18 protein-coding genes and 1 riboswitch are annotated in these 14,359 nt (G+C 39.5%); of the genes, 10 read left to right on the forward strand and 8 right to left on the reverse strand.

Annotated elements, in window-relative coordinates; all coding sequences use genetic code 11:
• The first annotated feature begins 40 nt into the window (after positions 1-40).
• From NSQ62_RS15860 to NSQ62_RS15875, 4 genes are read left to right on the forward strand one after another with little or no spacing between them, the layout of a single operon-like run.
• The gene (locus NSQ62_RS15860) at positions 41-1,000 is read left to right on the forward strand and encodes a TIGR01212 family radical SAM protein (protein ID WP_341321105.1); all 960 of its coding nucleotides are present in this window, start codon (positions 41-43) and stop codon (positions 998-1,000) included.
• Complete coding sequence (locus tag NSQ62_RS15865) at positions 997-1,578, forward strand: class I SAM-dependent methyltransferase (protein ID WP_341321106.1); 582 nt, start codon at positions 997-999, stop codon at positions 1,576-1,578. Before NSQ62_RS15860 ends, NSQ62_RS15865 begins: the two co-directional genes overlap by 4 nt.
• Positions 1,579-1,614: 36 nt before the next feature.
• Positions 1,615-2,034, forward strand: a complete 420-nt coding sequence (locus NSQ62_RS15870) for a pyrimidine dimer DNA glycosylase/endonuclease V (RefSeq protein ID WP_341321107.1) — start codon at positions 1,615-1,617, stop codon at positions 2,032-2,034.
• Positions 2,015-2,425, forward strand: a complete 411-nt coding sequence (locus tag NSQ62_RS15875; RefSeq protein ID WP_341321108.1) for a hypothetical protein — start codon at positions 2,015-2,017, stop codon at positions 2,423-2,425. Before NSQ62_RS15870 ends, NSQ62_RS15875 begins: the two co-directional genes overlap by 20 nt.
• Positions 2,426-2,514: 89 nt before the next feature.
• Here NSQ62_RS15875 and NSQ62_RS15880 read toward each other — a convergent pair whose 3' ends face one another.
• Both NSQ62_RS15880 and NSQ62_RS15885 read right to left on the reverse strand, forming a co-directional pair.
• Positions 2,515-3,966 carry an alanine/glycine:cation symporter family protein gene (locus NSQ62_RS15880; protein WP_341323954.1) on the reverse strand — a complete coding sequence of 484 codons (1,452 nt, stop codon included), beginning with the start codon at positions 3,964-3,966 and terminating at the stop codon, positions 2,515-2,517.
• A 140-nt stretch (positions 3,967-4,106) separates the two neighbouring features.
• The gene (locus tag NSQ62_RS15885) at positions 4,107-4,913 is read right to left on the reverse strand and encodes an alpha/beta hydrolase (protein WP_341321109.1); all 807 of its coding nucleotides are present in this window, start codon (positions 4,911-4,913) and stop codon (positions 4,107-4,109) included.
• A gap of 138 nt (positions 4,914-5,051) precedes the next feature.
• On the opposite strand from NSQ62_RS15885, the gene NSQ62_RS15890 reads away from it, so the two are divergent.
• Positions 5,052-5,585 (forward strand): gamma carbonic anhydrase family protein, encoded by a 534-nt coding sequence (locus NSQ62_RS15890; RefSeq protein WP_341321110.1) that lies wholly within the window; start codon positions 5,052-5,054, stop codon positions 5,583-5,585.
• 93 nt (positions 5,586-5,678) lie between these two features.
• On the opposite strand, the gene metK is transcribed toward NSQ62_RS15890, so the two are convergent.
• Complete coding sequence (metK, locus tag NSQ62_RS15895) at positions 5,679-6,875, reverse strand: methionine adenosyltransferase (RefSeq protein ID WP_341321111.1); 1,197 nt, start codon at positions 6,873-6,875, stop codon at positions 5,679-5,681.
• A gap of 349 nt (positions 6,876-7,224) precedes the next feature.
• Positions 7,225-7,336, reverse strand: a riboswitch (SAM riboswitch).
• 210 nt (positions 7,337-7,546) lie between these two features.
• Between metK and pckA the strand changes: the two genes are divergently transcribed.
• The gene (gene pckA, locus NSQ62_RS15900; RefSeq protein ID WP_341321112.1) at positions 7,547-9,133 is read left to right on the forward strand and encodes a phosphoenolpyruvate carboxykinase (ATP); all 1,587 of its coding nucleotides are present in this window, start codon (positions 7,547-7,549) and stop codon (positions 9,131-9,133) included.
• Positions 9,134-9,309: 176 nt separating this feature from the next.
• Here the strand turns inward: pckA and NSQ62_RS15905 are convergent, their stop codons facing one another.
• The 4 genes from NSQ62_RS15905 to NSQ62_RS15920 all read right to left on the reverse strand — a co-directional run bounded on the left by NSQ62_RS15905 (position 9,310) and on the right by NSQ62_RS15920 (position 11,445).
• A complete protein-coding gene (locus NSQ62_RS15905) occupies positions 9,310-10,104 on the reverse strand; it encodes a prolyl oligopeptidase family serine peptidase (RefSeq protein WP_341321113.1) in 795 nt (264 codons plus the stop codon).
• Complete coding sequence (locus tag NSQ62_RS15910; protein WP_341321114.1) at positions 10,088-10,555, reverse strand: NUDIX domain-containing protein; 468 nt, start codon at positions 10,553-10,555, stop codon at positions 10,088-10,090. Before NSQ62_RS15910 ends, NSQ62_RS15905 begins: the two co-directional genes overlap by 17 nt.
• Positions 10,556-10,600: 45 nt before the next feature.
• Positions 10,601-10,918, reverse strand: coding sequence for a transposase (locus tag NSQ62_RS15915; RefSeq protein WP_341321115.1), 318 nt, complete (start codon positions 10,916-10,918; stop codon positions 10,601-10,603).
• An 83-nt stretch (positions 10,919-11,001) separates the two neighbouring features.
• Positions 11,002-11,445 carry a DNA starvation/stationary phase protection protein gene (locus NSQ62_RS15920; protein WP_341321116.1) on the reverse strand — a complete coding sequence of 148 codons (444 nt, stop codon included), beginning with the start codon at positions 11,443-11,445 and terminating at the stop codon, positions 11,002-11,004.
• 236 nt (positions 11,446-11,681) lie between these two features.
• Here NSQ62_RS15920 and ytzI point away from each other — a divergent pair, with 236 nt between their 5' ends.
• The 4 genes from ytzI (at position 11,682) to NSQ62_RS15940 (ending at position 13,326) form a co-directional block, all read left to right on the forward strand.
• Positions 11,682-11,834 carry a YtzI protein gene (gene ytzI / locus NSQ62_RS15925; protein WP_341321117.1) on the forward strand — a complete coding sequence of 51 codons (153 nt, stop codon included), beginning with the start codon at positions 11,682-11,684 and terminating at the stop codon, positions 11,832-11,834.
• Positions 11,831-11,986: a hypothetical protein gene (locus tag NSQ62_RS15930; protein ID WP_341321118.1), complete on the forward strand. Its 156-nt coding sequence runs from the start codon at positions 11,831-11,833 to the stop codon at positions 11,984-11,986. The genes ytzI and NSQ62_RS15930 overlap by 4 nt, the downstream gene beginning before the upstream one ends.
• Positions 11,983-12,216 (forward strand): membrane protein insertion efficiency factor YidD, encoded by a 234-nt coding sequence (gene yidD / locus NSQ62_RS15935; protein WP_341321119.1) that lies wholly within the window; start codon positions 11,983-11,985, stop codon positions 12,214-12,216. The genes NSQ62_RS15930 and yidD overlap by 4 nt, the downstream gene beginning before the upstream one ends.
• 105 nt (positions 12,217-12,321) lie before the next feature.
• On the forward strand, positions 12,322-13,326 hold the full coding sequence (locus tag NSQ62_RS15940; protein WP_341321120.1) for a zinc ABC transporter substrate-binding protein: 1,005 nt from the start codon (positions 12,322-12,324) through the stop codon (positions 13,324-13,326).
• A 67-nt stretch (positions 13,327-13,393) separates the two neighbouring features.
• Here the strand turns inward: NSQ62_RS15940 and NSQ62_RS15945 are convergent, their stop codons facing one another.
• Positions 13,394-14,338, reverse strand: coding sequence for a transglutaminase domain-containing protein (locus NSQ62_RS15945; RefSeq protein ID WP_341321121.1), 945 nt, complete (start codon positions 14,336-14,338; stop codon positions 13,394-13,396).
• Positions 14,339-14,359: the final 21 nt, after the last annotated feature.

A 14,359-nucleotide genomic window follows, 5' to 3' on the forward strand; every position in this document is an offset into this window, starting at 1 on the left:
CTCCATGTTAAAATAAATCGTTAGAGGAGTGAACAGACTTATGACTGAAACAAATTTCCCTTTCCCATCAGACGGAAAGCGCTATTATACATGGAACCGTTATTTACGTAACGAATTTGGTAAAAAGGTATACAAAGTTGCACTAGATGCTGGTTTTGACTGCCCGAACCGTGATGGCACGGTTGCATTTGGTGGCTGTACATTTTGCTCGGCAGCTGGCTCAGGCGATTTTGCCGGCAATAAAGTAGATCCAATCCCGGTACAATTCGAACAAATCAAAGCAAAAATGGAGAACAAGTGGAAAGACGGCTTAACGATGGCCTATTTCCAAGCCTACACAAATACACATGCCCCGCTTGAAGTATTAAAGGAAAAGTTCGAGGCAGCACTTGCTTGTGAAGGGGTTATGGGGATTTCCATTGCAACACGCCCTGACTGCTTACCAGACGATGTTGTCGAATATTTAGCAGAACTAAACGAGCGTACGTATTTATGGGTAGAGCTTGGCTTACAAACTGTACATGAAAAAACAGCAAACTTAATTAACCGCGCACATGATTACGCAACTTATGTCGAAGGGGTTAATAAACTGCGCAAGCACAACATCCGCATCGTCACACATATCATTAACGGCTTACCGCTGGAAGACTACGATATGATGATGGAAACCGCGCGTGAAGTGGCGAAACTTGATGTACAAGGCATTAAAATCCACTTACTTCATTTATTAAAAGGCACACCTCTCGTAAAACAATACGAAAAAGGCATGCTTGAATTCATGGAAAAAGACGCCTATGTAAATCTTGTGGCGGATCAGCTCGAAATTATTCCCCCGGAAATGATTGTGCACCGCATTACAGGTGACGGCCCAATCGACTTAATGGTCGGTCCTATGTGGTCAGTCAACAAATGGGAAGTACTAAACGGCATTGACGCGGAGCTCGAACGCCGCGGGTCTTGGCAAGGGAAACACTACAAAGCGGACGTGATTGAAAAATGAAGCTAGAACGCGTTATTCAGTACGCACAATCGCTCCTACAAATGTCGGTTGCTGAAGGAGATATCGCCGTTGATGCGACAGCGGGCAACGGACATGACACGCTCTTTTTAGCAAATCTTGTCGGTGATGACGGCTATGTCTACGCATTTGACGTTCAGAAAGAAGCCGTTGATGCCACGCTACACCGCCTGCTTGATAATGCATTAGAGCACCGTGCCCTCGTCTTACGCGACGGGCACGAAAACGTAGCAAAATATATTACCAAGCCGGTTTCAGCAGCCATTTTCAACTTGGGTTATTTACCAGGTAGTGACCACGAAATCGTGACAAAACCCAATACAACGATTCAATCCCTTGAAAGCCTACTCCAATTATTAAAAGTTGGCGGCATGATTGTGTTAGTCGTTTATCATGGCCATGAAGGTGGTAAAGAAGAACGCGACGAAGTCATTCGCTTTGTGAGTGACTTACCACAAAAATACATTCATGTACTTCGCTATGAATTTATTAATCAAAAAAATGATCCCCCGTTTATTATTGCTTTAGAAAAAGTAAAAGAACTTCCAACAGAGAGCTAAAATTTAGCTCTCTGTTTTTTAGAAAGGATGACTATTATGCGTTTATGGCATTTCGAATTAATCCCGTATTTACCAAAAAGTCAGCTTTTAGCACAGTGGCGCGAGCTCAATAGTATTTATGCCAAAGAAGATAGGCATGTTCTCATCAATTATATTTACGAGTACCCTAAGAGCGAGTTATCGATTTATACGGCGCTTGTCTTAGAAGAAATGAAAAAGCGCGGTGTCAACATTCGTACCGTTGATAAAATGAATCGCTATTTTGAAGGCGTTGACGTATTAGAAAACGATACACCTTACAAAAGACACCATAACGATGACTATTTAACAATTTGCTATTATAATTTATATGAGAAATTCATTCGTGGGCAAAAGGATTTTTCAAAGCAGCAATTCGAAGCGCTTGATGCTTTTTACAAACAGAGGGGGACACAGATTGAAAAAACGCTTACGTAAAAAAGCAGGAACTCGATACCATGTTTTAAAGCGTGCACAAAGGGCAAAAGTAAAGCGTAAAGGCAAAGGATGCATTGATTATGCGCTCGTGCCAATTGGCCTAAACGATCAATTAGCACTCGCTTCTGAAGGCTATACAATTGATTATCCATATGCCACGCATTGGCTCCTTCAACTCAATGAGGCAAAAGAAAAATTCCCAATCAAAAATGATGTGTATGATGCGATTCATTATCTACTCGTTGTCTATCTTTGCAACGAACAAGGGAAAACAAATAGCGATTTCGCCATTACTATTCATTTTTTACCTGCATCAACAGTCGATAACGTACAGGCATTTTTTAATACTCTATTAGATGCAATGAAACAGGATGTGTTTTGGGAAAACTAGCATTGCTGCAAGCGCCAGTTTTCCACTAAAAAAGTACATCACCCTAAAGTGATGTACTCAGCCCATGGATGGCGAAATGCCGTCATCCATTATTTTTTATTGTACTCTTCCCAGAAGTCCGCGTTTTTAATGCCTAACTTCTTCGGATCAAATACAGGATCCTTGCCCTCTTTTTTCTGCTGCTCATAGTCTTTTAATGCAAGAAGCGCTGGTTTCATAATAAATAGCATCATAATAACGTTGATCCATACGGTTAAACCTAGCCCTACGTCACCAAACGCCCACGCTAAGTCGGATGTTTTTACTGTTCCGTAGAATGCAGAAGCAAGTAGAATCACTTTCATTAAGAAAATACCGATTTTTTCAGCGCTACCTTTAAACATGTACGACACATTTGTTTCGGCAATGTAGTAGTAAGCCATTAATGTTGTAAATGCGAATAAGAATAAAGAAATTGCGACAAATCCTGAACCGAAGTTATTTAATGCAGGGAATGCATTATTTACAGCGGCTTGTGTGAAGCCTGAATATGTGATGGTTTCATCTAATTTCGCTTCGATTAATACTCCGTCTTGACTACCATCATGTACATTGTACGTGCCCATGAATAAAATCATTAACGCTGTCGCAGAACATACTAAAATTGTATCGATATAAACCGATGCTGCTTGTACTAAGCCTTGTTTAGCTGGATGAGAAACTTCAGCAGCTGCGGCTGGATGTGGGCCTGTACCTTGACCTGCTTCGTTTGAGTAGATCGCACGTTTTACACCCCAGAAAATTGCGCTACCGATCATCCCACCAAAAATCGCATCCGATGCAAAGGCACTACGGAAGATTAAAGCAAATACTGCTGGTACTTCAGAAATATTCATAATGATAACAATAAGTGCAACTAATAAATAAATTAATGCCATGAATGGCACTAAAACTTGCGCTACGTTGGCAATACGTTTGATTCCACCAAAGATGATGATGCCAAGTAAGATAACCGTTACTAATCCTGTAATCCATGGCGCAATCCCGAATGCATTTTCTACTGCACCTGAAATAGCATTAGCTTGTACACCTGGCATTAAAACTGCCACTGACATAATCATTGCAATGGCAAAAACGACACCTAATGCTTTAATTCCTGTCGATTTTTCGATGTAAAATGCTGGACCACCACGATACTGTCCGTCTTTCTTTTCCTTGTAAATTTGCGCTAATGTTGACTCCATATAGGCTGTCGATGCACCGATAAAGGCTGTCACCCACATCCAGAACACGGCACCTGGGCCACCAAATGCAATTGCTGAAGCCGTACCGATAATGTTACCCGTACCTACACGACCAGATAACGCAATCGACAATGCCTGGAATGACGATACCCCTGCATCTGATTTTTGCCCTGTAAACATCAGCTTGAACATATCACCAATTAAACGAACTTGAGCGAATTTTGTCAGAATAGAAAAGAACAGCCCGACAATTAAAATTCCATAAATCATTACTGGACCCCATAAAATATTATTGGCCCAACCTACAAAGTTATTAATAAAATCCATAACCTTCCCCCTTATTGAATTAGTGTATTAATTTAGATTTTAGTATATTACAAAGATTCAGAAATTTCGATATAAATTTTATAATAATTGAAAAAACCTAGCAAACAATTACTTATTTGCTAGGTTTCGTTTTATTCAATAATATAACCTAAGTCCCGTAAAACATTGTCAATAAAGTCTACACTATAGCGGAAAACTTCTTCACGCTCTAATTCAAAATAGAGACTATGTAAGCAACCTTTCCACTGTTTGTAGTGGAATTCAGAATGCTGAATTTGTTCATATGCCCATTTTTTTGTCGCCTGAACGTCTGTTACTTTATCATTTTCACCAGTCATCACAAGCAGTGGCACATTCGGTAGCTTAAATTCCGGATCACGAATGACGCGTGTCGCTTGCTGCCAATCACGATACCATTTTACCGTCACCGTATCATTTAACGGTAAATATTCTTTAAGCTCCATTAACACATCCGTGTTACGTGTAAAATGCTGTAATGACAGTTCATGCTTCAGTTTCATATTGGATGTAATGGCACTAAAACTCGATAACGCATTCGTTAGCTTACCTGGCGTTAGTTTTAGCTGAAGCCACGGTGATGTTAATATAATTCCTGCACAATCTATTTTTTTCTTTTGAAGTACGTAAGTTGCAATCGTTGCGCCTAACCCATGACCAATAACAAATAACGGTAAATTATATTCTAGTGCTACTTTAAATAGTAGTTTCGTATATTTTATATAGCCTTCAAAGTCTTCGTCGTGATATCTTGCAAATTTTGCTTGCTCTCCATGTCCCGGTAAATCTCCCATGACAACGTGAAAGCCTGCACTTCGAAACTTTTCAATTAACCATGCGTACCAGCGATGATGCTCATATACACTGTGAAGAATTACGATGACTGCTTTTGGTTGCTCTTCAGCTTCCCATTTCCACATGGCCAACCCACGCTTTCTATCAAATCTCTATTTTCTATCATACATCGCACCTAGAAGAAATGCTAATTGAAAATTCCTGTCCATCTGTTACGATAATAATAGCACTTACTATTTTATCTAAGAAAAGAGGAATTGCCCATGATTTACCCTTACAAAGACAAATCACCCGTGATCCACCCGAGCGCATTTATTGCTGATTACGTAACTGTTACAGGTGACGTGACAATCGGTGCTGAGTCAACAATTTGGTTTAACACGGTAATACGTGGTGATGTAAACAAGACGATTATCGGCGAACGTGTGAGTATTCAGGATTTATCATGCCTTCACCAAAGCCCAGCTTACCCGTTAATTATTGAAGATGAGGTAACGGTTGGACATCAAGTAACGTTACATAGCTGTACAATCAAAAAACGTGCTTTAATTGGTATGGGTTCCATCATTTTAGATGGCGCTGAAATTGGTGAAGGAGCCTTTATCGGTGCAGGTAGTCTTGTGCCTCCTGGAAAAGTGATTCCGCCTAACTGTTTAGCGATGGGGCGTCCTGCAAAAGTAGTACGTGAAATAACTGAAGAAGACCGCGCTGACATGGATCGTATTATTCGTGAATACGTAGAAAAAGGGCAATATTACAAGTCATTACAAAATGACGCTACGAACAATCACATGTAACAACATACAGTTTCTTCCTATTAAAGAGCGTAATTTTGTTTAAAAAAATGGAGTCACCAGTAGTTAATTACTACCGATGACTCCATTTGCATTTTATAGACCTGCTTTTGCTTTAAGAATTTCTGCTTTATCTGTTTTTTCCCAAGGGACATCTATATCTGTACGACCGAAGTGACCGTAAGCAGCTGTTTGCTTATAAATCGGACGACGTAAGTCTAACATCTTAATAATTCCTGCTGGGCGTAAGTCGAATAATTCACGTACCCATTCAACGATTTGCTCTGAATTTACTTTGCCTGTACCAAATGTGTCAACCGCGATTGATACCGGTTGTGCTACACCGATTGCATACGCTAATTGTACTTCCGCGCGATCAGCTAAGCCTGCTGCTACGATATTTTTTGCTACATAACGTGCTGCATAAGCGGCAGAACGGTCAACTTTTGTTGCGTCCTTACCAGAGAACGCGCCACCGCCATGACGTGCATAACCACCGTAAGTGTCTACGATAATTTTACGACCTGTAAGACCTGCATCCCCTTTAGGTCCACCGATTACGAAACGGCCTGTTGGGTTGATGAAGTATTTTGTCGCTTCATCTAATAATTCAGCTGGTACAACTGGTTTAATAACAAATTCTTTCATGTCTGCTTGAATTTGCTCTAATGTTGCTTCTTCATCATGTTGCGTTGAAATAACGATTGTATCCACACGTACTGGTACGTTGTTTTCATCGTATTCGATTGTTACTTGTGTTTTACCATCTGGACGTAAGTAAGCAAGTTCCCCTGATTTACGTACTGCTGCTAAACGACGCGCTAATTTATGTGCTAGAGAAATCGGCATTGGCATAAGCTCTGGTGTTTCGTTACATGCATAACCGAACATTAAGCCTTGGTCACCTGCACCAATCGCTTCTAACTCATCATCTGTCATTGAACCTTCACGTGCTTCTAACGCTTGGTCAACACCTTGCGCGATGTCAGGAGACTGTTCGCCAACCGCTACAAGTACTGCTAAGTTTTCAGCGTCAAATCCGTACTTACCGCGTGTGTAGCCGATTTCTGCTACCGTATCACGAATAATTCCTTTCATATCTACATATGTTGAAGTTGTGATTTCGCCCGCTACTAATACTAAACCTGTTGTTACCGTAGTTTCACAAGCTACACGTGCATTTGGATCTGCTGCTAAAATGGCATCTAAAATAGCATCTGAAATTTGGTCACAGATTTTGTCTGGATGTCCTTCCGTTACACTTTCTGATGTAAACAGTCGACGATTTGTCATGTCATTTTCCTCCTAAATTCACTCTTACTAAAGATACGGTACTCATTACCCATGTCCGCTTATTTTTTCGATAAAGTGAAACTTGGCTCGGTGCGATTTAACATCCCCAAGCTTTTACCAATCGGGCTTTAAGAGACCGTTGCTTGTCCACTTACGCCATGTTTCACTTCCCCATTAAAGTAAACAGTTACTGTCCCTTAATGCAGGATAAACGTCAAGCATTTGCTTTGACACGAGGTTTTGAAAGGCTGTTACTTTTATCGTTCTAATTTATAAACAAAAAAATCCCTTTTCTCATGAGTCGCGTTCATCACGCGTGAGGAAAGGGAATTATATTCGATACCTTTCACTCTTATCGTTCAAGGGTAGTTTTGCCCTTGCATCAGGTTGGCACCAACACGCGACTTGCGCAGGTTGCCGGGTTTCATAGGGCCTGCCCCTCCACCAGCTCGGGATAAGAGTATCCGTTCAATTACACATCTTACGTAAAAACGATGCCCCTGTCAATTAATTTTGTCTTATTTCGTACAGTTTTAAAATCGTTAGAAATTCATTAAAAAATAATTCAGAATTAGTATAGATTATTATATTCAATGTGTTATACTATTTTTGAATTAACAAACAACTCCCCTTCACAAGGGAATACTATAAAAAAGGATGGTATTTAATAGATGAATTCGGTAGAAATTGCTAACGAGCTGAAAGAACTTTTAAACGGGGAAAACATTCAATCTCAATTATCAGTTCCACAATTAGTTGAAAAAGCTACATCACGTGGAGAAGCAATGTTAACTGTAGAAGGCGCATTACGTGCTGAAACAGGTAAATATACTGGCCGTTCTCCTAAAGATAAATACATGGTTGAAGAAGAAGGTTCAAAAGACAAGATCGACTGGGGCAAAGTAAACCGTCCGATTTCTGCTGAAGTCTTCGACAAGCTTTACGTAAAAGTAATGGACTACCTAAAAGAGCGCGATGAATTATTCGTATTCGACGGCTTTGCAGGAGCAGATCCAGCTTCTCAATTATCTATTAAAGTAATTAATGAATATGCATGGCACAACTTATTCTGCCACCAATTATTCATCCGTCCAACAGCCGAAGACTTAGCTTCTTTCGCTGCTGACTTCACAATCGTATCTGCTCCAAACTTTAAAGCAGATCCAGAAGTAGATGGCACAGGTTCTGAAACATTCATCATCACTTCACTTGAAAAGAAAATCATCTTAATCGGTGGTACTGAATATGCTGGAGAAATGAAAAAATCAGTATTCGGTATTATGAACTACTTATTACCAGAGCAAGGGATTTTCCCAATGCACTGTTCAGCAAACGTTGGTGAAGAAGGCGATGTTGCTTTATTCTTCGGTTTATCAGGTACTGGTAAAACAACGTTATCAGCAGACGCTGACCGTAAATTAATCGGCGATGATGAGCACGGCTGGTCAGATACTGGCGTATTCAACATTGAAGGTGGTTGCTATGCAAAAACAATCAACTTATCAGAAGAAAATGAACCAGAAATTTACAACGCGATTCGTTTCGGTTCAGTATTAGAAAACGTCGTAGTAGATACTGAAACACGCATTTGTGACTATGATGACGGTTCATTAACTGAAAATACACGTGTAGCGTACCCAATCGACTACATCGATAACATCGTATTACCATCAGTAGCAGGTCACCCAAATACAATCATCTTCTTAACAGCAGATGCATTTGGCGTATTACCTCCTGTTTCTAAATTAACAAAAGAACAAGCAATGTATCACTTCTTAAGCGGCTTCACTTCGAAATTAGCTGGTACAGAGCGCGGCGTTACAGAGCCGGAGCCAGTATTCTCTACATGCTTCGGTTCACCATTCTTACCACTTCCTGCTACTGTATATGCGGAGCAGTTAGGCCAAAAAATCGACGAGCACGGTTCTCAAGTGTTCCTAGTAAACACAGGCTGGACTGGCGGCGAGTACGGTGTAGGTTCTCGTATGAAGCTTTCTTACACGCGTGCAATGGTTCGTGCAGCGATCGAAGGCAAATTAAACAATGTAGAAACAATCCAAGATGGCGTATTCGGATTAAACATCCCTGTCGCAATCGAAGGTGTTCCAACAGAAGTATTAAACCCTCGTGAAGCATGGGCTGACAAAGCAGCGTACGATAAAAAAGCAGCTGAACTAGCTGAGCTATTCAACAACAACTTCGCGAAGTTTGCAAATGTTGATGAAGTAATCGTGAAAAAAGGCGGTCCTTTAGCGTAATTTGCTAGGAAAAGGCATTCGCGCCAATATACTGGCGCGAATACCTAGACTCGCTCAATCAATGCGACATAACGTTTAACCTACGAGTGTCTTACTAACATGTTGCTCAGATCAGGATAAACATCATATAAATGTAATGTATATCATAGTACACAAAAAGGATGCTACGCACGGCTCTAATGCGTAGCATCCTTTTTTGATTTCATCCAACTACATAATTTCTGAACAGTTAAACGATTTAACTTCGGTGGGAAATGATGCTTTAAGCCAAATGAAAACCAGGTTTCTACAACTTTGCCTTCATCTTTTAAATAGAGCTCAAGCTGATAGGCATGCTCGATATCCACGTGCTGGTCTTCAGTACCATGAATGATCAGTACGGGCGCTTGAATGTCTGCCACATCATATAATGGTGTGCGGTCCTCATAGTTTTCTGGTACTTTATTTGGCGTGCCCCCAACAATACGCTTTAAGCCGCGACGCATATCCACACGTTCCCAATAAGTTGCCGTTGCATCTGAAACCCCAGCCCACGTTACAAGTGATTTCACCTCATCCGATAAAATTGCTGTCCATAACGCCATTAAACCACCGCGCGAAAAGCCGAATACATTCACTTTTTCAACCGCAATAAATTGTTTTAATACCATGATGGCGTTCATCGCATCATGACGATCATCGCCTGCAAATTCGTCTTTCCCTTCGCCCCCTCGATTGCCTCGGTAATACGGTGCAAATACGACAAACCCTTGGCTAGCAAATTGTGCAACACGCGCTGGGCGTACCATGCCGATTGACTGTAACCCACCTCGTAAGTAAAGAAGTGCTTCATAGTCCCCTGCTTCTTTCGGGCGTGCTAATAAGCCTTTTACACGTAACCCCTGTGACCAATAAGTGACCTCATCCAAACGAATGTGCGCATTTGGCGATGGGTATGGGCGTATTGCAAAAACCTTACCATTGTCGTTCATGATTTTTCACTTCCTGTAACATCTTTTTCATGCCGGCATCTCGCATGTAAAAGCTTAAATTTGGCTGTTGCCAAAGCTCTTCTTCTGTTAGCCATAATATCCCGTCTGTCTCATAGTCACCAACAAAAGGTTCGATTTCTTTTACCTTCACTGTGAAAACCGCCTTACAAAACGGAATGTTATCGTGCACAATATAATACGCAAACCACTTTGCACCTTCTACAATCACATTGGTTTCCTCATACACTTCACGAACAGCCGCTTCTACGAGTGTTTCTCCCTCTTCTTGCTTGCCTCCCGGAAACTCTACGCCTCGGCTTGTATGAATAGTACAAAGCCATTTCCCTTCGTGCTGCACGAGCGCTAATACATGCCTCGGCTCCACGGTAAATGGCCCTTCATCAAAACGTAAATCTACCTTTAATCCGTTTTCATCTATAAATGTAAACATTCGCTCAACTCCTACTTATTAGTGTAGCGAACGAACGCGGATCATTCAATAGACGTGTGCACGAAAATACGGTAGCTGTTCAACAAATCGCTTTGCTTCATCATCGCCAAACTCATGAATGAGCGCATAGATTTTTTGGAGCCGGTAATCAATCTCATGATTTAGTCGGTCCATATGATACGGAATATACGGCAGATGCGCACGAAACGCATTCGCTGCTTCTAAGCTTTGCATTTGTGTAAATAACTTCGAAAACACACGCGCTTTAATTGGATCCATTTGTAATACAAACTCATAGGATGACCCTGGTTGCAAGTTACATGTTAAATGAGCAACCGATACATAAACATTTTGCTTTCCCAAATTTACTCACCTCTAAGCGTAACATGAGCAAATTCGGCAAAACTATGCAAAAAACGACCCCAAATTCGGAGTCGTTTTCTTTATTATTTCCCTAAATACGCGTTTAACATCCAAGCGTGTTTTTCTAAGCTTTGGTAGGTTGCGTTTAATAAGTCTTCCGTACGATTATCCCCCGCTTCACCAGCTGTTTCCATCGCTTGTTTTAATGCTTTCATAATCGTTTCAAAATCGGCAATTGTTGTTTCTACCATTTGCTCTGTTGTTTCTTTGCCTGTTGCCTCTTCGATTAACGACAAGGCTAAATGCTCTTTTAACGTCGCAATCGGCTTACCACCCTTAGATAAAATGCGCTCAGCGACTTCATCTAAATTTAGTGTTACTTCGTTGTAAAGCTCTTCGAATTTTGTGTGTAGCGTGAAGAATGATGGACCGTTCACGTACCAGTGGTAGTTATGTAGTTTTGTGTACAATACTGACCATGTTGCAACTAATTCGTTTAATTGACCGTTTAATTTTGCTTCTGCCATGCTTGTCACCTCATAAATTATATTTAAAATTTCTATATAGAAATTTTATACCTAATTGAAAAACATTCTCACCAATATCATAATACACTTTCCTCACAATAACTGTGACAAAAAACTGAATTTCACCAATCTTTTTTATTATTGCCGAATGAAAACGTTTTAAAACATAATATAGTCAAATTTCACACTCCCTATTTATTGTAAAATAGAAGAGAATTTAAAAAGCTGGAGGTAAGATGATGACGACAACCATTATTATCATCGCAATTTTCGTAATTGTAATCATTACGGCTTTATTTTTAACAGCAGTGAACTGGGGTTATAAAGTAAAGCATACCGTCGATGTCATTACGCATCATGATCAAGAAAAAACAGAGGTGAAAAAATGAGCTTACCAATTGTATTAATTATTATCGTAACAATTATGAGTATTTTTGCGTTCTCAATTATTTTACTTGCTCGAAAAAACAACGTATCATTAAAGCAGACGGTTGATGCAAAACCGATTCGAGCCTATAAAAATGGAGAGCAAAAGCAGTGAAAAAATTAGTTATCGGCTTCATTCGCCTATATCAAAAATACTTATCCCCAATGAAGCCACCGTCATGCCGATTCCACCCTACTTGTTCGAGCTATGGTATTGAAGCCATACAAAAGCATGGGGCTATTAAAGGGTTGATTATGACGACTATACGCATCTTAAAATGCCAACCACTTCATCCTGGTGGCTTTGATCCAGTACCAGACAAATGGCCTTCGAAAAAAAAATAATTTTCGAAGGCTTTTTTTATTGTATTTTTTCCGATTTTCTTGTATTATTGGAACTGTTGAAAATAATCAAATCGTAATTATTACTATTTAAGGGGCATATACAGTATGAAAAAATGGTTTTTATTCATTCCAATGTTAGCATTATTATTAGCAGCATGTAATTCAGATAATGCTACACCTACAACCGATACAGAAAAAACAGATGACACTTTATCAATTTATACAACGGTTTATCCGCTACAATATTTTGCAGAACGAATCGGTGGCGAGGCCGTTAACGTTTCTTCTATTTACCCAGCAGGTGCCAACGAGCATACATTTGAACCGACTCAAAAAGATATGATGACGTTAGCAGATGCAGACATATTTTTTTACATTGGTCTTGGTTTAGAAGGCTTTGTTGAAAATGCTAAGAAAACATTAGCCAATGAAGATGTAAAATTAGTCCCTACTGCAGAAGGTGTAACAGAAGAACAGTTACACATCTCAACAGGACATACACACGAAGAAGCAATTGAAGAAGAGCATGATCACGAACATGATGAAGATGAACACGCAGAAGAAAATCATGACGACCATGCACATACAGACCACGATGCACACGTTTGGTTATCACCAATCATTTCACAGCAATTAGCATTAGCGATTAAAGATGAATTAGTTGCTGCTTTACCAGATCAAGAAGCAACATTCACGAAAAACTATGAAACACTTGTAGCCGATATAGATACATTAAACGCAGACTTTGAAACAATGGCTGCTGCAACGAAAAAGAAAACATTCTTCGTTTCACACGCGGCATTCGGCTATATCGCTGGTCACTACGGGTTGAAACAAGTACCTGTCGCAGGCTTGAACTCGCAAAGTGAACCTTCACAAAAAGAGTTAACATCAATTGTTGATTTAGCGAAAAAAGAGAACATTGAGTATATTTTCTTTGAGCAAAATGTTTCATCAAACTTAACTAAAATTATTCAAAACGAGCTTGGTGCACAAACGTTAACACTGCATAACTTAAGTGTGTTAACTAAAGAAGACATTACAAACAACGAAGACTACTTCACATTAATGCGTAAAAATATTGAAGTTTTAAAACAAGCATTAAACTAATTCAATGAAAAAGAGAGCTGTCACAAATGTGATGGCTCTCTTTTCATATACTCTGAATTTTACACGACTACGCTTTTTTACTTTGTTGGTACTGCTTTGCTGTAATCGATTTGACTTTTAGTGTTTTTAAATTCATTTGATAATATTTTTTATCTTTTTCATTCATGTAGAATAACTCATTTTTTTTAGTAAAGGCCTGCGTTGCGATATGGAAACTCTTATATTTTTCACTTTTTGCAACAGGATATTCCGCTTTTACCCAGCTATGAGTTGCAGCGATTTGCTTATCCGTTAACATGAAGTACTTGTAGCGCACTTCATCTGCTTTGTTGCCGATAGGATCATTCCACGTTGGATCAATGTGGTACCATTCCTTGTCAACCTTCGCTAAAATCCATGCATGGCGCTCATTATTTGAGTAACCCTTCACATATTTCGCTTCGATTTTTAGTTCTTCAAACATTTTTAACATTAACAATGCGTAAGCCTGACAAACACCTTTCTTTTCCGTTAGTAACGTGTACGTAATGTACTGGCTGTTTTTTGTTTTGCTTGAATAGCTACTATTTAACACGATGTAGTCATGGACTGCTTTAATTTTATCGATTTGCGTTGCATTTTTCTTAATGATTTTTGGAAGAATTTTTTTTACTTCAGCTGTTACATGATCTTCTTTTTTCTTGTCTGTTAAATATATTATTTTAAACGTTAATGTACCCGAAGTGCCCGTGTACGTCATCGCTAACTGCCATTTTGAAATATTTTCATACACATACTGTTCATTTTTTTGAATGTGATTTAACGCATTTTGTACAACCGTTTTAATTTTTGAGAAATCTCCCTCATACGTTAATATAAAATCCGTATTAAAGTTGCTTAGCTGCTGGAAAATATCGTTTGTTAACGTTTTCTCTGTTGAAACACTATTGGCACTTGTTGGGGCCGATCCCGTTGTTGGCAACATACTGAAAAGTAATACCACTATTAAAAATGAAGTAAATAATTTTTGCATTTTAAGTACCTCCCTAATTTT

This window comes from Solibacillus sp. FSL H8-0523 (assembly GCF_038051985.1).
In the GTDB taxonomy this organism is placed as follows: Bacteria; Bacillota; Bacilli; order Bacillales_A; family Planococcaceae; genus Solibacillus.